Here is a 20,470-nt window from a genome sequence, read left to right as displayed (position 1 = left end):
TGGTTCACAGCGCGGTCACCGCCTTGCGGCCGCCGGGCGGGACGAGCGCCGACGCGGCCAGGTTGACGCTCATGGCCAGCAGGCCGATGGCGATGCTCGGGGCCAGCACGGCCCAGGGGTTGAGGAGGATGCCGCCGGAGTTCTCGCGGATCATCAGGGCCCAGTCGGCGGCCGGTGGCTGGGGCCCGACCTGGAGGAAGCCGGCCGTGGCGACGACGTACACGGCGGCGACGAACCGGAGCCCGAACAGGGCGAGGAGCGTGGCCCGCAGGTTGGGCAGCACCTCGCGGGCGACGAGGTGGCCGAGGCGTTCGCCGCCCGCGGCCGCGGCCTCGACGTACCCGGAGGCCACGATCGGCGCGGCGGCCGCCGCCACGAGCCGTACCGCGTAGGGCACGCCCATCACGTACGCGGCGGCGATCAGCGCGACCCGTCCGCCGTCCGGCCAGGACAGGGCGATCAGCAGGATTCCGAGGACGGGCGGCAGCAGCATGAGGACGTCGGCGGCGCGGTCGACGACCCGGCCGGCCCGGGGGCGCAGTGCCGCGACCGTGCCGAGGACGGCGGCGGTCGCGGTGACGAGCGCGGCGACGACGAGCGAGGTGGCGATGAGTTCGCGCCCGCCGGCGAGCAGGCGGCTGCCCACGTCGCGCCCGAGCTGGTCGCCGCCGAGGAGCGCCCCGGTGCCCGCCTCCGCGTAGGGGGCGGTGACCGGGGCGTCGATGGCGTGCGGGGCGAGCCACGGCCCGGCGACGGCGAGGAGGACCAGGAGGAGCGCGGGGAGGGTGCGCAGGAAGGTGCCCCGCCGGGAGCGGCCCCGCCGCGTGGCGGGCGCGGGCGTCGCGGGAGGTGTGGCGGGTGCGGGGGGTGCGGTGGTCACAGGCGTCCTCCGGATGCCCTGGCCCGTACGAGGTCGGCGAGGAGGAGCACGCAGGTGATGACGGCTCCGGTGACGGCGACGACTCCGGCGATGAGGGGGCCGTCGCGGTCGGTGACGGCTCCGGCGAGCACGGCGCCGAGCCCGGGGTAGTTGAAGATGGTCTCCACGACGACGGCTCCGCCGAGCAGCATGCCGGTCGAGGTGGCGAGTCCGGCGGCGATGGCGGGGAGCGCGCCGGGCAGCACGTGGTGGAGGAGGACGCGGTGGCGCGGGAGCCCGTCGAGGACGGCGGTCTCCACGTGCGGTGCCTCGGCCTCGTCGGCGAGGGCGGCCCGTACGATCCGGGTGTTCCAGCCGATCTGCGGGATCGAGAGGGCGACGACCGGCAGGACGAGCATCTGCCAGGAGGCGGGCGCGCCGTCGCTGTCGGCGAGGGTGACGGCGGGCAGCCACTCCAGCCACTGGGCGAAGACGAGGACGAGGGCGACGCCGACGACGAACTCGGGCAGGGCGAGGACGGCCGTCGCGCTGCCGGAGATCGCCCGGTCGGTCCGGCCGCCGGGCCTGAGCGCGGCCCAGCCGCCGAGCGCCAGTGAGGCGACGAGCGTGACGAGCAGGGCGAGGCCGCCGAGCAGCAGGGTGTTGGGGAAGGGGCGGGCCAGCAGGTCGGCGACCGGCTCGCCGCGCGCAGACGTGCCCAGGTCGCCGGTGGGCAGGCCGGTCATCCAGTCGGCGAACCGTTCCGCGACCGGCCGGTCGAGGCCGAGGAGCGCGCGTCGTTCGGCGACGTCGGCGGCGCTGTCGCCGCGTTCGGAGGTGGCCGTCGCCGCGTCGCCGGGCAGCAGCTCGACGGCGGCGAAGAGGGTGGCGAGGAGGACGGCGAGGAGCAGGGCTCGGCGGGCGAGGAGCCCGAGGAGGGCGAGGAGGCGGACAGCCGCGAACGGCCGGGGCCGGGACGGCAAGGAGGTCTTCCCTCCGGCCTTCCCGGCACCGGGCCGCGCGGCGGTGTCCGTCAGCGGTTCAGCCATGCCCGCTCGAGCTGGACCCGGCCGTAGCCGGGGAGGGTGGGCAGGCCCTGGACGGGGGCGGCGGCGAGGTCGATGCCGTCGGCCATGCCCCACAGCAGGTAGCCGGAGGCGTCGTGCTGGAGCTGCTGGACCTGGCGGAGGAGCGTGGCGCGGGCCGCCGGGTCCTTGGTGGCCATGGCCGTGCGGTAGGCGGTGTCGAAGGCGGGGTTCTGCCAGGCGGACTCGTTGGTGCCGCTCTCGGAGACGAGGACCTTGCTGGCGAAGAAGACGACGGAGTCGTTGGTGCCCCAGTAGGTGGTGTAGAGGTCGCCCTTGAGCCAGGTCTTGTCCCAGAAGGCGCTCGACTCCTGCTTGACCACCTTGACCTTGACGTCGGCCTCGCGGACCTGGGTGGCGAAGAGCGTGGCCGTCTCGGCGAGGCCGGGGACGTCCTCGGTGGTCATGAGCTCGTAGGTCTTCGAGAAGTCGAAGTCGGCCTGCCGGAGCAGCGACTTGGCCTTGGCGAGGTCGCGGGTGCGCTGCGGGATGTCCTTGGCGTAGCCGGGGTCGCCGGTGCCGAGGATGTCGTTGGCGACGGTGCCGTAGCCGGAGAGCACCTGCTTGACCATGGCCTCGCGGTCCACGGCGAGGCGGAGCGCCTCGCGGACCTTCGGGTCGGCGAAGGGGGATCCGGGCGCGGTGCGCATGACGAGGGGCATGGCCATGTCGTTGGGGCGGCGGACGACCTGGACGTCCTTGCGGGACTCGGCGGTGCGGGCGGCGACGGCGCCGACGTTGGAGGCGAGGTCGATCTGGCCGGCGAGGAGGGCGTTCGCCATGGCCTGCGGGGACTCGAAGATCTTGACCTCGACGGCGTCGAGGAGGACCTTGCCGCCGTACCAGTCGTCGTTGCGGACGAGGCGGGCGTTGCCGCCGCGGAACCACTCCAGCTTGAAGGGTCCGGTGCCGGGCGCCTTCTCGATGTCCTTGTCGGTCGTGCCCTTCTTGACGACGAAGGTGGTCAGGCGCAGGAGCAACGGGAGTTCGGCGTTGGCGTAGTCGGAGACGAGGACGACGGTGCCGGGGCCCTCGGCCTTGATGTTCTCGGCCTTGATGCCGGGCAGGCGGGAGGCGCCGGAGGGGGTGCCCCGGAGCCGGCGGAGCGAGAAGACGACGTCCTCGGCGGTGACGGGGGTGCCGTCGTGGAAGGTCGCGCCCTTGGCGAGGGTGAAGCGCCAGGTCCTCAGGTCGTCCGAGGAGGTCCAGGCGGACGCGAGGCGGGGCAGGGTGTTGGGCTTGGCGCCGGGGACGGTGAGGGTGTCGTAGACCAGCGAGAGGATGAGGTAGTCGCTCTCGTTGGCCTGACTGCCGTGCGGGTCACGGGTGATGGCGTTGGCCCGGCCGAGTGCGCCGACGCGGAGGGTGCCGCCGGGCCTGGGCTTGCCGGTGCCGTTCCTGGCGGTGTCCGGGGACGACGTGTCGCTGTCCGCTCCGCAGGCGGCGAGCAGCGCTGCCGTGCCGATCGCGCCTGTGGCGCACAGCAGTTGACGTCGATTCAGTTCCACGCGTCCGTCCTTGCCCTTGCTCGTCGCACGTCCGGGATCCATTCCCACTTAGGTGTGCCTACCCTAAAAGTCGCGGTCGCGACAAGGGGACGACCCCCCACCGGGCGGAATGTCCGCTTCGTTCTCGACATTGGTCCCGACCAGGTTGTTTAACACTTGATCAGCAGCCGCTGCACGCACGGGAGTTACGTCAAGTAAGGATTGCCTTACCTAAAGTGCGCTGCTACGTTCCTTCTGCTGTCGGCACGGCACTGACCCGCCTTCCACCGACTTCCACCCTTTGCATCCCTTTTCCGCCTGACGACCCTCATCGCACCGCAACGGAAACGGAAGACCCCTGCCCATGACCCCGGCGCCCGCACCCGCCCCGGTCCGGACCTTAGGTCCGGACGCGATCGACGAACTCACCCACGCCGCACGGCAGATCCTCGACGAGTGCGGAGGATCGGCGACCGGACCACGGCTCCTGGAGAGGGTCGCCGAGACGGCGAACGGCCTGAGCGAAACGATTCGCCACCACTGCCGCCCGGTCGACACCGACGACGGCCTCTTCGTCCTGCGGGGTCTGCCCCTCGACGACACGGCGATCGGCGCCACTCCCCTGAGCTGGGCCGCCGCGGGCGACGACGGCGCGGAGTGGGACGTGCTGTTGCTGCTGCTCGCCACCGTGATGGGCAACCCCCTCGCCTGGGCCGGCCAGCAGGAGGGCCGGTTCGTGCACAACATCGTGCCCAGCCCCGGCCACGAGCGGGAACAGACCGGAGCCAGCAGCTCCACCCTGCTCAGCCCGCACACCGAGGACGCCTTCCACCCCGGCCGCGCCCACCTGCTGATGCTCGGCTGCATGCGCAACCACGACCGCGTCGCCACCACCGCCGCCAGCATCCGCAAGGTGCGCCTGGCGCCGGAGGACGTGGCCCTCCTGTCGCGCCCCGAGCTGCCCATCCTGCCCGACGACGCCTACGCCGAGGCCAAGGACTTCGACGGCACGCCCCCGAAGGTCCCCACCCTCTGGCAGTCCGAGGACGGCCCCACCCTGCGCTTCGACCCGGCCTACACCCCGCTCGACCAGGCCGTGCCCGCACACCGCGCCGCCTACGCCCGGCTGGAGGACGAACTCGCCCGCGTCTCCGTGGCCGTCAGCCTGGAGCCCGGCGACGTCCTGGTCGTCGACAACGACCTCGTCGTCCACGGCCGCGTCCCGTTCCGGGCCCGCTACGACGGCACCGACCGCTGGCTGAAGCGCGCCTCCGTCCGCGTACCCGGCCGCCGCACCCGCCCGGCCGCCGAGGCCCACGAGCACGGTTTCGGCCAGGCCGCCATCCAGGCGTACGCGTGACCCGCCCGCGCCTTCCCACCACCGGACGAAGGGGGAACCCCATGACCGACGCCCACACCGAGGCACCCGCGCCCGCCGACGACAAGAGCCTGTGCGTGCTCAGCACCAGCGACATCGCGGGCATCGACATCACCCTGACCGACGTCGTCGACGTCGTCGAGCAGGCCTACCGCACGCTCGCCGACGGACAGTCCGACAACCCGCGCAAGCTGACCGTCAAACCCGCCGACGGCCACTCCGTCTCGTACGCGATGCTCGGCCGCGACGGCGTGCGCAACGTGGTCGCGATCAAGACCTCGTACAAGCACGGCCTGCACGAGGAGCGCGACAAGCAGCACTACTACACCGCGCTCACGATCTACGACGACGTGACCGGCCTGCCCGTGGCCATGATGGACTGCGGCCGCATCGGCTCCCTGCGCACCCCCGCCGTCTCCGCCCTGCTCGCCCGCGAACTGGCCGCCCCCGGCAGCGGCAGCGCGCTGGTCATCGGCACCGGCACCCAGGGCCGCCTCGCCCTGCCGTTCCTCCTCACCACCCTGCCGCAACTGGACCGGCTGATGGTCTACGGCACCCACCCCGACGGCATACGCGCGGTACGCGAGCAGCTCCACGCCCACTTCCCGGACCGCGAGGTCGAGATCGTCGACGACCTGCGGGCGGCCGCGGGCGCCGCCGACGTCGTCGTGGCGACCGCGGGACCGAACACCCCGGCCGAGGTCGAGGCCGACTGGCTGAAGCCCGCCGCGCTCCGCATCCTCGTCGGCCACGGCATCGCGCCCTCCACGCTCCACCGCGCCGACCGGGTCATCGCCACGAGCGCCGCCCAGATGAAGGTCACCGGCACCGACATGGTCGACGCCCACGGCGAACTGCCCGCGGTGGACGCCGAGTTCCCCGAGGTCCTGGCGGGCCGCGCGGCCGGCCGCACCGACGACCACCAGGGGATCTTCGCGTACAACAGCGGGCTCGTCGTCACCGACATCGCGCTCGGCCACCGCTTCGCGCAGCTCGCCCTCGCCCAGGGCCGCGGAACGCGGGTGCCGCTGTGGCAGTGACGCCCCCGCCGAGCCTGCCGGTCCACCCCGACCCGCTGCTCGACACCCTCCTGAGCGGCGACCTGCCGCACGACCTCGCGCACGCCCTCGGCGGGCCGTTCCACCTCCTGCTGCCCGAACGCTTCGACGCCAACGTCGCCGCGTTCCGCGCCACCCTCGGGGAGTACGGCGTCGAGGGACGGGTCTACTTCGCGAAGAAGGCCAACAAGGCGGCCGCCTGGATCGAGCGGTGCGCCGTGACCGGCACCGGCGTCGACGTCGCCTCGCTCGGCGAGCTGCGCGAGGCCCTCGGGCACGGCGTCCGCGGCGAGAACACCGTGGTGACCGGACCCGCCAAGGCCGACGAGCTGCTGCGGATCGCCGTCCTGCACGGCTGTCTGATCGCCGTCGACGCCCTGGACGAACTGGACCGCCTCGTCGCCCTCGCGGACTCCCTCGGCCGCCCGGCCCGGCTGCTCCTGCGCCGCCTCCCGCCCACCCAGCCGCACAGCCGCTTCGGCTTCGACGACACGGCCCTCGCCACGGCCCTGGAGCGGTGCGCGGGCGCCGCCGACGCCGTCCGCATGGAGGGGTTCTCCTTCCACCTGTCCGGCTACGCCCCGCAGCCGCGCGCCGACCTGGCGGGCGAACTCGTCGACCTGTGCCTCAAGGCGCGGACGATGGGCCTGCAGGCCGACCGGATCAGCATCGGCGGCGGCTTCGCCGTGGACTACGCGCCGGCCGCGGCCTGGGAGCGGTTCCTCGCCGAACAGGGCCCCGCCGACTACCACGCGGACAAGTCCTTCACGGCCGACGACTTCTACCCGTACCACTCGCCCGTCGCCGGGGCGGGCGCGCTCCGCGCGATCCTCACCGCCCGGCCCTCCGGGGACGGCGCCCCGCTCGCGGAGCGGCTGCGCGAGGCCGGGGTGATGCTCCTGATGGAACCGGGCCGGGCGCTCCTCGACCGGGCGGGCTGCACCGCGTTCCGGGTCCGTGGCGTCAAGGACCGGGACGGGTACGCGATCCTCACCGTGGACGGCACCAGCCTCAGCATGTCCGAGCAGTGGTTCAACAGCGAGTACCTGCCCGATCCGGTCCTGCTCAGGGACGAGCGGGAGGAGCGGGGCGAGCGGGAGGAGCGGGGCGAGCGGGAGGAGCGGGGCGAGCGGGAGGAGCGGGCCGACGGCGCGCCCGGCTCCGCGCCCACGCGCGCGTGCGTCGGCGGGGCGAGCTGCCTGGAGTCGGACATGGTGACCTGGCGCAAGGTGGCCTTCCCCGTCCGGCCCCGCCCCGGCGACCTGCTGGTCTACCCCAACACCGCCGGGTACCAGATGGACTCCAACGAGTCGCCCTTCCACGACATCCCCCTGCCTCCCAAGGTCGTCGTCGAGGACGCGGGCGGACGCGCCCGCTGGCGGCTGGACCGCCGCCCGCCCCTGTGAACGCCCCTTCCCTCACCCTGGAGCCCCTCATGGACAAGGCACTGATGCGTCCCGCCGTCGTCAGCCGCGTCTCGGACCTCATCGGCTACACCCCGCTCTTCGAGCTGTGCCGCACCGAGAACGGCAGCCGTCTGCTGCTCAAGCTGGAGCAGTTCAACCCCACCGGAACCGCGAAGATACGCATGGCCCGCGCCATGGTCGACGCCGCCGAGGCGGCCGGTGAACTCGGCCCCGGCGGCCGGGTCATCGAGTCCACCTCCGGCAACACCGGCCTCGGTCTCGCCGTGATCGCCGCCGAGCGCGGCTACACCTTCACCGCCGTCGTCGACAACCACGCCTGCGTGGACAAGCTGCGCGGCATGAAGGCCCTCGGCACCGAACTCGTCTACGTCGTCGACGACGGCACCGAGGAGCTCGCCACCGCCGCCCGCGAGGAACTCGCCGAGAAGATGGCGGCCGACGACGACAACGCCGTCTTCACGGAGCAGCACAACAACCCGGCCAACGCCGTCGGTTACTACGACGTGGGCCGCGAGCTCGACGCGGCGCTCGACGGCCGGGTCGACATCCTCATCGGCGCCGTCGGCACCGGCGGCGGCCTGTGCGGCACGGCCCGCGAACTGCGCCGCACCGTCCCCGGCGTCCGCGTCGTGGGCGTCGAGCCGAAGGGCTCCATCGCCTTCGGCGGCCCGGCGCACGACTACTACCAGTCCGGTACGGGAACTCCCGAGGGCGCCACCATCGGCGCCCTCGTGGACTACGACCTGATCGACGAGGGCGTCAAGGTCGGCGACGTCGAGGCCTTCGCCACCGCGCGTGTCGTCGCCCGCAGGACCGGCCTCCTCGTCGGCGGCTCCGCCGGCGGCGTCGTCCACGAGGCCCTCACCCGGATGGCGTCCCTCCCCCCGGGCACGACTATGGTCGCCCTCGTCAACGACGGCGGCGAGAAGTACATGGACACCGTCTTCGACGACGACTGGATGGACGCGCGCGACCTCATCGACCTCACGGTCGAGCGCGAGATCGACGAACTGCTCACCAAGCTCCGCGGGAACTGACACCGATGCCGATGCCCACGCCCCTCCGCACGCTCCTGACCGACAGCCGGGCCCTCGCCGCCCTGGCCGTACCGCTCGCCCTCACCCAGCTCGCCCAGGTGGCCCTCACCACGACGGACACCATCATGATGGGCCTGATGGGGGTGGAGGCCCTCGCGGCGGGCGGTCTGGCCCTGGTCGTCTTCAACCAGCTGCGGACCATGGGCGTCGGCATGGTCACCGCCGTCGGCAACCAGGTCGCCGCAGCGGCCGCCCGCGCCGAGAGCGCCGACGGCGACGCGGCGAGGGCCGAGGCGGACGAGGACGTGCGTGACCTCGTCCGCGCCGCGCTCGCCCTGGCCACCCTCGCCGGACTCGCCGGCGCCGTCCTCATGGTCCTCATCGGCCACGCGGTGGCCTGGCTCGGCCAGGACCCCACCGTCGTCGAGACGGCGCAGCCCGTCCTCTACGCCCTGGCACCCGGTCTGATCCCCTGCCTCTGGTTCCAGGCCATCCGGCAGTTCACCGTCGGCATGCGCCGCCCGCAGGCCCTGCTCCAGATCACGATCGCGTCCATCGCCGTCAACGCCGCCCTCAACTGGGGCTTCATCCACGGCACGTGGTTCCTTCCCGAACTGGGGCTGCCGGGCATCGGCGTCGCCACCTCGACGGTGTACCTCCTCACCTGCCTCGCTCTGTACGCCTCCACGCGCCGCGACCCGGACCTCGCACCGCTCCTCGACGTCCGCGTCTGGAAGGCCCGCCCGGCCACCCTCCGCCGTCTCACCGGCCTGGGCACGCCCATCGCCGCCACCTACGGCTCCGAGGCCGGGTTCTTCTTCGTCGTCGCCTTGATCGTCGGTACGTTCGGCAGCGCCGCGCTCGCCGCGCACACCGCCGTCAACCAGCTCATCTACATCGTGTTCCAGATCGCCGTCGGCCTCTCGCACGCCGCGTCCATCAACGTCAGCCGCGAGCTGGCCCTGGGCCGGATCGAGGCGGCCCGCCGGCTGAAGAACACCGCCCTGGCCTGCGCGGCGGCCGTCATGGCCGTCGTCGGCGCCGTCTACGTCCTCGTACCGGACCTGGTCCTCAGGCCGTTCCTCGACCCGTCGGAGACGCAGGCCCTGGCGATCGGCGCGGACCTCCTCCTCATCGCCGCCGTGCTGCAGTTCTTCGACTGCACGCAGAACATCGGGATCGGCCTGCTGCGCGGCCTCGACGACACCAAGGGCGGCTTCCACGTCACCCTGGTCGGCTACTGGCTCATCGGCCTGCCCGCGGTCTGGCTCCTCGGCCGCCTGGCCTCCTTCGACACCGCCGGGGTCTGGCTCGGCCTGCTCACCGGCCTCGCCGCCACGGCCCTGCTCCTGCTGCGCCGCTACCACCGCGGGCTCACCGCCCGCGCGGCCACCACGGAGAGGAGCGCGGAACCGACGGCGGCGTGAGCCGGGCGCGGCCCGTTCGCCGTTCGGGGGAACGGCGGATCGTTTCGTCGCCATCCGTACGTGTGACGGGCGGATACGGGTGGTCCGACCGGGCAGGCATGGCGACGGCAACGTTCCCACCAGCAGAAAGACCCCCCCGATGCGTCTCCGCTCCGCCGTCCCCGCCGTCCTCGGTGCCGCCCTGCTCCTCGCCGCCGTCCCGTCCTCCGCCTCCGCCGCCACCGGTCAGTTCCGCTACGACTACGTCACCGTCGAGGGCTACGAGGCGACCGGCTTCCTCACCGACCCGGCCGACCTGACCTGTCTGAACCTGCCCGGCGTCGGCCTGGAGAACCCGGAGCCGGGCCACTCGCCGAAGAACCGCACCGACGCCTGGGCGACGGTCTTCACCGAGCCGAACTGCGAGGGCGACTGGTTCCGTCTCCGCCCGCACACCGGCGGGGCGTCGGAGCGGCTGAAGGTGCGGTCGGTCGTCTTCGGCTGACCCGTCCGCTCACACCGCCCCCGGGGTGACCAGGCCCGACTCGTGGGCGACGATGACCAGTTGGGCGGTCCCTGGCCCCCGGAGCGTCGGGCCCGCGTCCCCGGGCCGGGCGCCGGGCCGTCTTCGTACACTGGCGGGCATGGCATGCCGCATCAGTGAGCTGATCATCGACTGCGCCGACGCCGAGCGGCTCGCCGCCTTCTGGAGCGAGGTCCTCGGCTATGTGGAGGTGGGGCGCGAGGACGACGGGAGCATCGAGATCGGGCCGCCCGGCGTCGGGTTCGGCGGACCGCAGCCCACGCTGATCCTCAGCCCCAGCGGTGAACCGCGGCGCGGGAAGCTGCGGCTGCACCTCGACGTCAACCCCACCGACCGCGACCAGGCGGCCGAGTTGGAGCGGCTGCTCGCCCTCGGCGCCCGGCCGGTGGACGTCGGCCAGACCGGCGAGGAGAACTGGCACGTCCTGGCCGACCCGGAGGGCAACGAGTTCTGCCTGCTGCACGACCGGCTGAAGCCCGTCTGAGCGCTCCCGTTCACCCGCGCGGGAGTGGGGGCGGATCAGGCGGTGGCGTCCTGCGGGTACCAGCGCAGCTCGACCGTGTTGCCGTCGGGGTCCTTCACGTACACCGACTGCGCGGAGCCGCGGGCGCCCCAGCGCGGCACCGGGCCCTCCAGCACGTCGAACGTCCCGGAGTCGATGACCTCCTGCCAGTCGAGGGGGTCGACGACCAGGCAGATGTGGTCGACGTTGGACTCGCCGCGCGGGCGGGAGAACAGGTCGATGACCGTGCCCTCGTCGATGCGCACGGACGGGAAGGGCACCTTGCCCGCCCGCCACTCCTCGACCCGCTCGGGCGCGAGACCGAGGGGACCGGTGTAGAACGCGAGCGCCCTGTCGACGTCGGTCACGTTGAGCACGAGGTGGTCGAATGCCTTCACGCGCATGGCTGTTGCTCCTGTCGTCATGATCAAGAACGTGCGGAGCCGATTATGACGTCCCCCGTAGGACGTTGCCCTAAGGCGTTTCCCCGGTCGTTTCCACGGGCGTTTCCTCGGGCGGAGGGGCGGTGCTCTTCCTGACGACGAGGCTGGTCGTGAGCTCCATGCGCGTCACCGAGGGTTCTCCGGAGCGCAGCCTGAGCAGCATCTGGACGGCTTCCTCGCCCATCTCGCGCAGCGGCTGGTGGACGGTGGTCAGCGGCGGGCTCGACCAGCGCGCGATCATCACGTCGTCGTAGCCGACGACGGACAGGTCCTCGGGCACCCGCAGGCCGCACACCCGGGCCGCCTCCATGACGCCGAGCGCCTGCAGGTCGCTGCCGGCGAAGACGGCGGTGGGCCGGTCCGGCATGCGCAGCAGCTCCATCGCGCGCGCGTAACCGCCCTCGACGTGGAAGTCGCCGAACCGGACGAGGGCGGGGTCGTGTGCCAGGCCCGCCATGTTGAGGGCGGACCGGTAGCCGTCGAGCCGGGCCAGGGAGCAGAGCATGTCCTCGGGCCCGGTGACGATGGCGATGCGGCGGTGGCCCAGGTCGAGGAGGTGGCGGGTGGCGGCCACGCCGCCTGACCAGTTGGCGGAGCCGACGGACGGCACGTCGGGTTCGGGGTCCCCGGCCGGGTCGACGATCACGAAGGGGATCGACCGGGCGTCGAGCTGTCGCTTGACGGCGTCGGGGAGGGAGGAGAAGACCAGGACGACGCCGATCGGCCGGCGTTGCAGGACGCCTTCGATCCAGTCCGGCGCGGGGGCGTGCCGGGTGCCGCTCTCGGTGAGGACGACGCTTGCCCGGTGGGACTTGGCGAGGTTCTCGACGCCGCGGATCAGCTCCATGGCCCACACGCTGTCGAGTTCGTGGAAGACGAGTTCGATGAGGGGCGCCTCGCGGGCGACGCGGGTGGTCCGCCGGTACGCGTGGGCGTCGAGGAGGCGCTCGACCTTGCCGCGCGTGGCCGCGGACACGTCCTGGCGGCCGTTGAGGACCTTCGAAACTGTCGAAAGCGACACCCCGGCCTGCTCGGCCACCTCCGCCAGCGTGATCCGCCTGTTTTCCTCGCCGTCTCGCATCCGCGCAGCATAAAGCACCGTTCGCCCCGACGACATGGTCACGCTTTGATAACGCCCTGCCGGAGGGTTGCCCTTCCGTCGCACCCGGCCTAGCGTCCCGCAGCATGAAGTTTCGGCAATCCGACCGAAACTCTTTCGAAAGGTGGGGCGATGAAGCGGCACGTACGGCTCCTGAGGACCGCTGTCGTCGGCGGGGCGTCGCTGGCCATGACCCTGTCCCTGGCGGCGTGCGGCGGCTCGGGCGGCTCGGCCGGCGGCGACACGGACACGATCCACGTCCTGGTGTACGGCGACGCCACCAACAAGGTGGAGAAGCAGCTCGTCGACACCTTCAACAAGACGTCGAAGGTGAAGGCGGTCCTCGACACCATCCCCGGCGCCGACTACCAGTCCAAACTGCAGACGATCATCAGCGGCAAGCAGGCGCCGGACGTCTTCTTCAACTGGGGCGGCGGCAGCATCAAGCCGTTCGTCGACGCCGGACTCCTCATGCCGCTCGACGACTTCATCGCCAAGGACCCCGGCCTGAAGTCGAACTTCCTGCCGTCGGTCTTCAACACCGCGGTCGTCGACGGCAAGCCGTACGGCGTCCCCATGCGCGGCACCCAGCCCGTACTCCTCTTCAGCAACAAGAAGGTGCTCGCGGACGCCGGGGTCACCGCGCCGCGCACCTGGGACGAGCTCCTGGCCGCCGTGAAGACGCTCAAGGCCAAGGGCGTCACCCCCATCGCGCTCGGCGGCGGCGACAAGTGGCCGACCCAGATGTGGTTCCAGTACGTGTACGACCGGGTGGCCGGGCCCGAGCACTTCCAGAAGGCCGTGAACGGGGACAAGGACGTCTGGGCGAGCGCCGACAGCAAGAAGGCCCTCGGCATGCTGAAGGAGCTGATCGACGCCGGCGCCTTCGGCACCAACTACGACTCGGTCAAGTTCACCGACGGCGGCTCCCCCGCCCTCCTCGCCACCGGAAAGGCGGCCTTCGAGCTCATGGGCTCGTGGGAGTACTCCACCCTCCAGGACGCCTACCCGGACTTCGTGGCGAAGGACCTCGGCTACGGCACCTTCCCCACCGTCGAGGGCGGCAAGGGCGACCCGGACAACCTCGCCGGGAACACCAACAACTTCTACTCGGTCCTGAAGAACACCGAACACCCCGAGGCCGTGGCCGAGTTCCTCAAGCTCCTGTACTCGGACCAGTTCGTCAAGGGCCAGCTGGGCATCGGCAATCTGCCCACCACGACCAACACACCCGAGTTCCTGGCGGGTTCGGCCAACCCCGCGTACTCCACGTTCCAGTACGACCTGGTGAAGAAGGCGCCCTCCTTCCAGCTCTCCTGGGACCAGGCCTATCCCCCGGCGGCGACCACGACCATCCACCAGGCCGTCCAGCAGTTCTTCAGCGGACAGACGGGCCCCGACGCCTTCATCGCCGCGATGCAGAGCCTGCCCGCGGCCTGACGGACCCGAGCCGGAGAAACCCCGGCGTGACGACCACGAGCCCGAACTCGAGCCCGCACACGAGCCCGACCGCGAGCCCGACCACCCCGAAAGCGCCTGCCATGACCACTGCCACTGCCCCCGCCGTGGACAGCGCCGAGAAACGGAGCACCGGACGCGGGCGGCCCCGTCCCCCCGCGACCGGCGTGGGCCGCCCGGGCTTCGCCTGGGCGGCGCCCGCCGCCGTCTTCTTCGGCCTGTTCGCCCTCGTCCCGCTCGTCCTGGTCGTCGTCCTCTCCTTCACCCGCTGGAACGGGCTCGGCTCCCCCGAGTTCGCCGGCCTGGAGAACTGGAGCCGGCTGCTCGACGACCCGGTGATGGTGAAGAGCCTCTGGCTGAGCCTGCTCCTCACCGTCCTCGGCGTCGCCGTCCAGACGCCGATCAGCATCCTGCTCGGTGTCTGGGCCGCCGGCCACCAGCGCAACCGGGCGGTCCTCTCCGCGGTCTACTTCGTGCCGCTGCTGCTCTCCATCACCGCCGTCTCCGTCCTGTGGCGCGCCGTGCTCGACCCCAACTTCGGGGTCCCCTCCCAGGCGGCCTGGCTCTTCGGCGACGGCAACCTCTTCGGCACGCAGGCCGGCGCACTCGGCGTGCTCGTCTTCGTCAGCACCTGGCAGTTCACGCCCCTGCACACGCTGATCTACCAGGGCGCGGCCCGCGCGATCCCCGAAGTCCTCTACCAGGCGGCCCAGATCGACGGCGCGGGCCGGGTCCGCCAGTTCTTCCACATCACCCTGCCGCAGCTGCGCAACTCCGTGGTGACCTCGACGATCCTCATGGTGGTCGGCGGACTCACGACCTTCGACACCGTACTGATCCTCACCCAGGGCGGCCCCGGCACGGACACCACGAACACCGCCTACTACATGTACCAGAAGGCCTTCAAGAGCTTCGACTTCGGCGCGGCCTCCGCGATCGCGCTGCTCCTGGTCCTCGTCGCCACCCTCGTCTCCCTGGTCATGGTGCGCCTGACCGGCTACGACAGGATGCGCAGCACCATGGAGGGCGTGTGATGAGGCGCCCGACGAAGTCCCGCCCCAACTACCTCGCCGGGTTCGGCTCGTTGGTGTGGCTGTTCGTGGTCGGCCTGCCGCTGTACGTCATGCTGATCGCCACCGTCCAGTCCCGTACGGACTACGCGGCGAACGGCCCCCTCGCCTTCCCCGAGCGCTTCACCCTCGACAACTACGTCAACGACCTGAACGAGGGCTTCGCGCAGTACTTCCTCAACACGGTCGTCGTCACCGTCTGCGTCGTCGGCATCGTCCTGGTGCTCGTACCGCCGCTCGCGTACGCGATCGTGCGCAGCGACGGCCGGGCCGTCGGCCGGGTCTTCCGGCTCTTCCTGCTCGGCCTGGCCATTCCGTCCCAGGCCGTGATCGTTCCGATGTTCTACCTGATCAACGAGGCCGGGCTGTACGACAACCTCCTCGGCGTCATCCTGCCGACGGCCGCCTTCGCCATGCCCGTCTGCGCCCTGATCCTCTCCGGCGCCATGCGGGACATCACGCCCGAGCTGTACGAGGCCATGACCGTCGACGGCGCCTCGCCCCGGCGGATCTTCCTCCAGCTGGTCCTGCCGCTGTCGAAGAGCGGTCTGTCCACGATCGTCGTGTTCGCGTCACTGCAGGCGTGGAACGGCTTCCTGTTCCCCCTCGTCCTCACCCAGTCCTCGGAGAACAAGGTCATCACCATGGGCCTCTACGACTTCCAGACGGAACACGGCGTCGACATGCCCGGTCTCCTCGCGGCCGTCGTCCTGTCCGTGCTCCCCGTCCTGCTCGTCTACCTTTTCGCCCGTCGCGCCCTGGTCCAGGGGCTGATGGGAGTCGGAGGAAAGTGACCGACCACGTGGCCCCCCGGCCCACCGCCCCGCACCCCGATGCGCACCGCGAACCGCACCCGGGCAACGTGCGCCCCGGCCCGCTCCCCGCCTGGCGCGACCCGTCCCTGAGCGCGGAGGCCCGCGTCGACGCGCTGCTCCGCGAGATGACCCTGGAGGAGAAGACCGCCCAGTTGTACGGCGTGTGGGTCGGCGCCTCCGACGAGGGCGCCGAAGTCGCGCCGCACCAGCACGACATGGAGGAGCCGGTCGACCTCGACGCGCTGCTGCCCGACGGACTCGGCCAGCTCACCCGGCCCTTCGGTACGGTGCCCGTCGACCCCGCGCTCGGCGCGCTCTCCCTGATGCGCACGCAGGCCCGGATCGCCGCCGCGAACCGCTTCGGCATCCCGGCCGTCGCCCACGAGGAGTGCCTCGCGGGTTTCGCGGCCTGGGGCGCCACCGCCTATCCCGTACCCCTGTCGTGGGGAGCCACCTTCGATCCCGCGCTCGTACGGGAGATGGCGGCCGCCATCGGCCGCGACCTCCGCGCGGTCGGCGTCCACCAGGGGCTCGCCCCGGTCCTCGACGTCGTCCGCGACGCCCGCTGGGGGCGCGTCGAGGAGACCGTCGGCGAGGACCCGTACCTCGTCGGGACGGTCGCCACCGCGTACGTCCAGGGGCTGGAGTCCGCCGGTGTCGTCGCCACCCTCAAGCACTTCGCCGGCTACTCCGCCTCCCGGGCCGGGCGGAACCTCGCCCCGGTCGGCATGGGCCCGCGGGAGCTGGCCGACGTGATCCTGCCGCCGTTCGAGATGGCGGTCCGGGAGAGCGGCGTCCGCTCGGTCATGCACGCCTACACCGACACCGACGGCGTCCCCGCGGCCGCCGACGACCGCCTGCTCACCGGAGTGCTCCGGGACGCCTGGGGCTTCACCGGCACCGTCGTGGCCGACTACTTCGGCATCGCGTTCCTGAAGACCCTGCACGGCGTCGCGGGCACGCTCGGCGAGGCGGCCGGGGCGGCGCTCGCCGCCGGCGTCGACGTGGAACTGCCCACCGTCAAGGCCTTCGGCACGCCGCTCCGGGACGCGGTCCGGCGCGGTGACGTGCCCGAGGCGCTCGTGGACCGCGCCGTCCGGCGGGTCCTCCTGCAGAAGGTCCGGCTGGGGCTGCTCGACCCCGACTGGAGCCCGGTCCCCGCGGTCCTGCGCGGCGCCGACACCTCCGCCGGCCCCGACGCCCTCCGGGGCACGGTCGACCTGGACCCGGCCGCCAACCGCGCGCTCGCCCGCCGCGTCGCCGAACGGGCCGTCGTCCTGCTCCGCAACGACGGCACCCTGCCGCTCGACCCGCGCGCCGCGCTCCGCATCGCCCTCGTCGGCCCCAACGCCGAGGCCCCCACGGCCGTCCTCGGCTGCTACTCCTTCCCCGTCCACGTCGGCGGCCAGCACCCCGACACGCCCCTCGGGATCGAGCTGCCCACCCTGCGCCAGGCGCTGGCGGCCGAGTTCCCGGACGCCGAGCTCCTCGTGGCGCGCGGCACCGGCGTCGACGACGGCGGGACCGAGGGCTTCGCCGAGGCCCTCGCCCTCGCCCGTCGCGCCGACGTGGTCGTGGCGGCCCTCGGCGACCGCGCCGGACTCTTCGGGCGGGGCACCAGTGGCGAGGGCTGCGACGCGGAGTCCCTCGTCCTGCCCGGCGCCCAGCAGCGGCTGCTCGACGCCCTCCTCGACACGGGGACCCCGGTCGTGACGACCCTGCTGGCCGGACGGCCGTACGCGCTGGGCCGCGCCGCCGACGCGTCCGCCGCGATCGTCCAGGCCTTCTTCCCCGGCGAGGCCGGGACGGCGGCCGTCGCGTCCGTCCTCAGCGGGCGGACCGCCCCGAGCGGCCGGCTGCCGGTCAGCGTGCCCCGCCACCCGGGCGCCCAGCCGTCCACGTACCTGGCCGCCCGGCTCGGCCACAGCAGCGAGGTCTCGAACATCGACCCGACCCCGGCCTTCGGCTTCGGCCACGGCCTCGCCTACACCACCTTCGACTGGGGCGACCTGGCCGTGGAGGCCACCGAGATCCCCACCGACGGCGCCGTACGGCTCGCCCTGACCGTCACGAACACCGGCGACCGCCCCGGCACCGAGGTCGTGCAGCTGTACGTGCACGACCCGGTGGCCTCCGTCGTCCAGCCCGTACAGCGGCTCGTCGGGTACGTGCGCCTCGACCTGGCCCCCGGGGAGCGGCGGCGGGTCCGCGCGGTCGTCCCCGCGGACCTCGCCTCCTTCACCGGCAGGACGGGCGCCCGCACGGTCGAGCCGGGCACGCTGGAACTGCGCCTGAGCGCCTCCAGTACCGACCCGCGCCTCACCGCCCACGTCACCCTGACGGGCCCGCCCCGCACCCTGGACCACCGCCGCCACCTGCACCCGACCTTCGAGACGGGCCCGGTCCCGGCGGGGTAGGTCAGGAACCGCAGGAGGGTGCCGGGCCGGTGACGCCGAGCGGGATCAGGGCCGTGGCCTCGGCCGGAGCGCAGCAGCCGCCGGCCTCGGCGGGCTCGGCGGAGGCCGGCTGGTCGAAGAGGCCCGCGCCGCCGCAGACCCCGGTCTCCGGGAGGACCAGTTCGACGCGCTCGGCGGACGCGTGGTCGCCGGCGAGCGCGGCGACGACCGAGCGGACCTGCTCGTACCCGGTGAGGGCGAGGAAGGTGGGGGCGCGGCCGTAGGACTTCATGCCGACGAGGTACACGCCGGGTTCGGGGTGGGACAGCTCCTTGACGCCGTGCGGGTAGACGGTGCCGCAGGAGTGCTGGTTGGGGTCGATCAGCGGGGCCAGTGCGACGGGCGCCTGGAGGCGCTCGTCGAGGCCGAGGCGGAGTTCGGTGAGGAAGGAGAGGTCGGGGCGCAGGCCCGTGAGAACGACGACCTCGTCGACCGGGTCGAGGCGGCGGCCGTCCTCGGCCACCAGGACCAGCCGGTCGTCGTCCCGCTCGATCGCCTCCGTACGGAAGCCGGTGACGGCGTCGGCGTGTCCCGCGTCGACCGCGGCCTTCGCGGCGAGGCCGAGGGCTCCGCGGGCGGGCAGCTGGTCGGCCGCGCCGCCGCCGAAGGTGGCACCGGAGATGCCGCGGCGCAGGATCCACAGGGCCTTCGTGCCGTCCTCGGTGCGCGCCAGTTCGGCGAGCGAGGCGAGCGCGGTGAAGGCGGAGGCACCCGAGCCGATCACGGCGGTGCGCCTGCCGGCGTACCGCGCGCGGACCGCGGGGTCGGCGAGGTCGGGGACGCGGTACGCGATCCGGTCGGCGGCGGCCTTCTCGCCGAGGGCCGGGAGCCCGGAGGCGCCGGCCGGGCCCGGCACGGTCCAGGTGCCGGAGGCGTCGAGCACCGCGCGGGCGAAGATCCGCTCCTCGCGGCCGTCGGCGTACGTGACGTGGACGACGAACGGCTGGGCCGCGCGGTCGGCGTCCACGACCCGGTCGCGGCCGGCGCGCGAGACACCGGTGACCGTGGCCCCGAGGCGGACCGTGTCGCCGAGGACGTCGGCGAGCGGCTGGAGGTAGCGCTCCACCCACTCCCCGCCGGTCGGGTAGGCCGTGGGGTCGGGCCCGACCCAGCCGGTGGGCGCGCGAGGAGGTTCTCGGCGGCCCGGTCGGTGACCTCGCCCCAGGGGGAGAAGAGGCGGACGTGGCCCCAGGCGCGCACGGCCGCGGCGGCCGTCGGTCCGGCCTCCAGGACCAAGGGGTCGAGCCCGCGCTCCACGAGGTGGGCGGCGGCGGCCAGGCCGACGGGCCCGGCCCCGATGACCACGACGGGCAGGTGGTCGGCTGCGGTGGTGACGGCGGCGCTCACGGCGACTCCCCTTGCTTTGATGTTCATCAATGTGACAGCGCAAGCCTGGCACCCGTATCGACATCCGTCAACATAGACACATGTCGAATCAGCAGGCCCAGCTGCTTCGACGCATGTCAACATAGACACATGTCGAACGACACCGAGATCGCCCGCTGCTGTCCGCCGCTCGACGAGCGCCCCCTGAACGCCGAGGAGGCCGAACAGGCCGCCCGGATGTTCAAGGCCCTGGGCGATCCGGTCCGGCTCCGGCTCTTCTCCGCCGTCGCCTCGCACGAGGGCGGCGAGGCCTGCGTCTGCGACATCTCCGACGTCGGCGTCTCCCAGCCCACCGTCTCCCACCACCTCAAGAAGCTGAAGGAGGCCGGGCTGCTCTCCTCCGAGCGGCGCGGCACCTGGGTCTACTACCGCGTCGAGCCCGCGGTGCTCGCGACCATGGGGCGGCTCCTCACCAAGGCGGCCACCCCGTGAGCCGCCCCGTGCCCCCCACCGCCACCACCGTCGCGCCCCTCACCGCGGACCACGCCGACGAGGTCCTCGCGATCTACCGGGCGGGCATCGACGAGGGGAACGCGACCTTCGAGACCTCGCCGCCGACCTGGGAGCAGTTCGACGCGGGCCGGATGCCCGAGCACCGCTTCGTCGCCCTCGACGGGGCAGGCCGGGTCCTCGGCTGGGTCGCCGCCACGAAGGTCTCCGACCGCTGCGCCTACGCGGGCGTCGTCGAGCACTCGGTCTACGTCTGCCCGGACGCGCGCGGCCGGGGCGTCGCCTCGGCGCTGCTGCGGGCGCTCGTCGACTCCACCGAGGCGGCCGGGATCTGGACGATCCAGTCCGGCATCTTCCCGGAGAACACCGCGAGCCTCGCCGCGCACGCGCGGGCCGGCTTCCGGGTCATCGGCACGCGGGAGCGCATCGGCCTCCATCGGGGCCGCTGGCGCGACACCGTCCTCGTCGAACGCCGCAGCCCTCGTATCGGCTGACCCCCCGGCGGGGGGG

The 20,470-nt window shown here is 72.8% G+C and carries 18 protein-coding genes and 1 pseudogene; 13 read left to right on the top strand and 6 right to left on the bottom strand.

The features are described from left to right. Positions 1 to 4 precede the first annotated feature (4 nt). Genes ACWDVG_RS23875 through ACWDVG_RS23865 form a run of 3 tightly spaced genes read right to left on the bottom strand, consistent with a single transcriptional unit; the run spans position 5 to position 3,452 of the window. Positions 5 to 880, bottom strand: a complete 876-nt coding sequence (locus ACWDVG_RS23875) for an ABC transporter permease (RefSeq protein ID WP_451701612.1) — start codon at positions 878 to 880, stop codon at positions 5 to 7. After that, entirely contained in the window at positions 877 to 1,908 is a 1,032-nt protein-coding gene (locus ACWDVG_RS23870; protein WP_451701610.1) for an ABC transporter permease, read from the bottom strand. The genes ACWDVG_RS23875 and ACWDVG_RS23870 overlap by 4 nt, the downstream gene beginning before the upstream one ends. Continuing rightward, positions 1,893 to 3,452 carry an ABC transporter substrate-binding protein gene (locus ACWDVG_RS23865; protein ID WP_451701609.1) on the bottom strand — a complete coding sequence of 520 codons (1,560 nt, stop codon included), beginning with the start codon at positions 3,450 to 3,452 and terminating at the stop codon, positions 1,893 to 1,895. The genes ACWDVG_RS23870 and ACWDVG_RS23865 overlap by 16 nt, the downstream gene beginning before the upstream one ends. Positions 3,453 to 3,795: 343 nt before the next feature. Between ACWDVG_RS23865 and ACWDVG_RS23860 the strand changes: the two genes are divergently transcribed. From ACWDVG_RS23860 to ACWDVG_RS23830, 7 genes are all read left to right on the top strand, one after another. Continuing rightward, positions 3,796 to 4,791, top strand: a complete 996-nt coding sequence (locus tag ACWDVG_RS23860) for a TauD/TfdA family dioxygenase (protein WP_451701606.1) — start codon at positions 3,796 to 3,798, stop codon at positions 4,789 to 4,791. A gap of 41 nt (positions 4,792 to 4,832) precedes the next feature. Beyond that, positions 4,833 to 5,849 (top strand): ornithine cyclodeaminase family protein, encoded by a 1,017-nt coding sequence (locus ACWDVG_RS23855; protein WP_451701604.1) that lies wholly within the window; start codon positions 4,833 to 4,835, stop codon positions 5,847 to 5,849. Continuing rightward, positions 5,840 to 7,273 (top strand): alanine racemase, encoded by a 1,434-nt coding sequence (locus tag ACWDVG_RS23850; RefSeq protein ID WP_451701602.1) that lies wholly within the window; start codon positions 5,840 to 5,842, stop codon positions 7,271 to 7,273. The genes ACWDVG_RS23855 and ACWDVG_RS23850 overlap by 10 nt, the downstream gene beginning before the upstream one ends. 29 nt (positions 7,274 to 7,302) lie before the next feature. Next, positions 7,303 to 8,331: a cysteine synthase family protein gene (locus ACWDVG_RS23845; protein ID WP_451701600.1), complete on the top strand. Its 1,029-nt coding sequence runs from the start codon at positions 7,303 to 7,305 to the stop codon at positions 8,329 to 8,331. Between the two features lie 11 nt (positions 8,332 to 8,342). Further along, the gene (locus tag ACWDVG_RS23840; RefSeq protein ID WP_451701598.1) at positions 8,343 to 9,758 is read left to right on the top strand and encodes an MATE family efflux transporter; all 1,416 of its coding nucleotides are present in this window, start codon (positions 8,343 to 8,345) and stop codon (positions 9,756 to 9,758) included. Between the two features lie 139 nt (positions 9,759 to 9,897). Next, positions 9,898 to 10,242, top strand: a complete 345-nt coding sequence (locus tag ACWDVG_RS23835; RefSeq protein WP_451701597.1) for a hypothetical protein — start codon at positions 9,898 to 9,900, stop codon at positions 10,240 to 10,242. Between the two features lie 139 nt (positions 10,243 to 10,381). Continuing rightward, complete coding sequence (locus tag ACWDVG_RS23830) at positions 10,382 to 10,765, top strand: VOC family protein (RefSeq protein WP_451701595.1); 384 nt, start codon at positions 10,382 to 10,384, stop codon at positions 10,763 to 10,765. Positions 10,766 to 10,800: 35 nt separating this feature from the next. Here the strand turns inward: ACWDVG_RS23830 and ACWDVG_RS23825 are convergent, their stop codons facing one another. Together ACWDVG_RS23825 and ACWDVG_RS23820 are read right to left on the bottom strand one after the other, a co-directional pair. Next, positions 10,801 to 11,187, bottom strand: a complete 387-nt coding sequence (locus ACWDVG_RS23825; RefSeq protein ID WP_451701593.1) for a VOC family protein — start codon at positions 11,185 to 11,187, stop codon at positions 10,801 to 10,803. Positions 11,188 to 11,257: 70 nt separating this feature from the next. After that, on the bottom strand, positions 11,258 to 12,307 hold the full coding sequence (locus ACWDVG_RS23820; RefSeq protein ID WP_451701592.1) for a LacI family DNA-binding transcriptional regulator: 1,050 nt from the start codon (positions 12,305 to 12,307) through the stop codon (positions 11,258 to 11,260). Between the two features lie 150 nt (positions 12,308 to 12,457). On the opposite strand from ACWDVG_RS23820, the gene ACWDVG_RS23815 reads away from it, so the two are divergent. The 4 genes from ACWDVG_RS23815 to ACWDVG_RS23800 all read left to right on the top strand — a co-directional run bounded on the left by ACWDVG_RS23815 (position 12,458) and on the right by ACWDVG_RS23800 (position 18,085). Next, positions 12,458 to 13,765, top strand: a complete 1,308-nt coding sequence (locus ACWDVG_RS23815) for an ABC transporter substrate-binding protein (RefSeq protein WP_451701590.1) — start codon at positions 12,458 to 12,460, stop codon at positions 13,763 to 13,765. A gap of 101 nt (positions 13,766 to 13,866) precedes the next feature. After that, positions 13,867 to 14,817: a carbohydrate ABC transporter permease gene (locus ACWDVG_RS23810; RefSeq protein WP_451701588.1), complete on the top strand. Its 951-nt coding sequence runs from the start codon at positions 13,867 to 13,869 to the stop codon at positions 14,815 to 14,817. Further along, on the top strand, positions 14,817 to 15,647 hold the full coding sequence (locus ACWDVG_RS23805; RefSeq protein WP_451701586.1) for a carbohydrate ABC transporter permease: 831 nt from the start codon (positions 14,817 to 14,819) through the stop codon (positions 15,645 to 15,647). Before ACWDVG_RS23810 ends, ACWDVG_RS23805 begins: the two co-directional genes overlap by 1 nt. Positions 15,648 to 15,715: 68 nt before the next feature. Further along, positions 15,716 to 18,085, top strand: coding sequence for a beta-xylosidase/alpha-l-arabinosidase (locus ACWDVG_RS23800; protein WP_451701670.1), 2,370 nt, complete (start codon positions 15,716 to 15,718; stop codon positions 18,083 to 18,085). A 1-nt stretch (position 18,086) separates the two neighbouring features. Here the strand turns inward: ACWDVG_RS23800 and ACWDVG_RS23795 are convergent. Further along, a pseudogene (locus ACWDVG_RS23795) lies at positions 18,087 to 19,498 on the bottom strand (FAD-dependent oxidoreductase). A 102-nt stretch (positions 19,499 to 19,600) separates the two neighbouring features. Here ACWDVG_RS23795 and ACWDVG_RS23790 point away from each other — a divergent pair. Next, positions 19,601 to 19,942 carry an ArsR/SmtB family transcription factor gene (locus ACWDVG_RS23790; protein ID WP_451701584.1) on the top strand — a complete coding sequence of 114 codons (342 nt, stop codon included), beginning with the start codon at positions 19,601 to 19,603 and terminating at the stop codon, positions 19,940 to 19,942. Then, positions 19,939 to 20,454 carry an N-acetyltransferase family protein gene (locus tag ACWDVG_RS23785; RefSeq protein ID WP_451701582.1) on the top strand — a complete coding sequence of 172 codons (516 nt, stop codon included), beginning with the start codon at positions 19,939 to 19,941 and terminating at the stop codon, positions 20,452 to 20,454. Before ACWDVG_RS23790 ends, ACWDVG_RS23785 begins: the two co-directional genes overlap by 4 nt. The last annotated feature ends 16 nt before the right edge of the window (positions 20,455 to 20,470 follow it).

The sequence above is a fragment of the Streptomyces sp. NPDC003327 genome (assembly GCF_053589515.1).
The sequence above is the reverse complement of the archived record's forward strand: the minus strand, read 5'-3'. Positions and strand labels throughout refer to the sequence as shown.

Bases quoted from the DNA above. Each gene is read 5' to 3' on its own strand.
- ACWDVG_RS23870 (WP_451701610.1), bottom strand. From the start codon at position 1,908: ATGGCTGAACCGCTGACGGACACCGCCGCGCGGCCCGGTGCCGGGAAG.
- ACWDVG_RS23845 (WP_451701600.1), top strand. From the start codon at position 7,303: ATGGACAAGGCACTGATGCGTCCCGCCGTCGTCAGCCGCGTCTCGGAC.
- ACWDVG_RS23810 (WP_451701588.1), top strand. From the start codon at position 13,867: ATGACCACTGCCACTGCCCCCGCCGTGGACAGCGCCGAGAAACGGAGC.
- ACWDVG_RS23830 (WP_451701595.1), top strand. From the start codon at position 10,382: ATGGCATGCCGCATCAGTGAGCTGATCATCGACTGCGCCGACGCCGAG.
- ACWDVG_RS23820 (WP_451701592.1), bottom strand. From the start codon at position 12,307: ATGCGAGACGGCGAGGAAAACAGGCGGATCACGCTGGCGGAGGTGGCC.
- ACWDVG_RS23840 (WP_451701598.1), top strand. From the start codon at position 8,343: ATGCCCACGCCCCTCCGCACGCTCCTGACCGACAGCCGGGCCCTCGCC.
- ACWDVG_RS23825 (WP_451701593.1), bottom strand. From the start codon at position 11,187: ATGCGCGTGAAGGCATTCGACCACCTCGTGCTCAACGTGACCGACGTC.
- ACWDVG_RS23815 (WP_451701590.1), top strand. From the start codon at position 12,458: ATGAAGCGGCACGTACGGCTCCTGAGGACCGCTGTCGTCGGCGGGGCG.
- ACWDVG_RS23835 (WP_451701597.1), top strand. From the start codon at position 9,898: ATGCGTCTCCGCTCCGCCGTCCCCGCCGTCCTCGGTGCCGCCCTGCTC.
- ACWDVG_RS23860 (WP_451701606.1), top strand. From the start codon at position 3,796: ATGACCCCGGCGCCCGCACCCGCCCCGGTCCGGACCTTAGGTCCGGAC.
- ACWDVG_RS23805 (WP_451701586.1), top strand. From the start codon at position 14,817: ATGAGGCGCCCGACGAAGTCCCGCCCCAACTACCTCGCCGGGTTCGGC.
- ACWDVG_RS23790 (WP_451701584.1), top strand. From the start codon at position 19,601: ATGTCGAACGACACCGAGATCGCCCGCTGCTGTCCGCCGCTCGACGAG.
- ACWDVG_RS23855 (WP_451701604.1), top strand. From the start codon at position 4,833: ATGACCGACGCCCACACCGAGGCACCCGCGCCCGCCGACGACAAGAGC.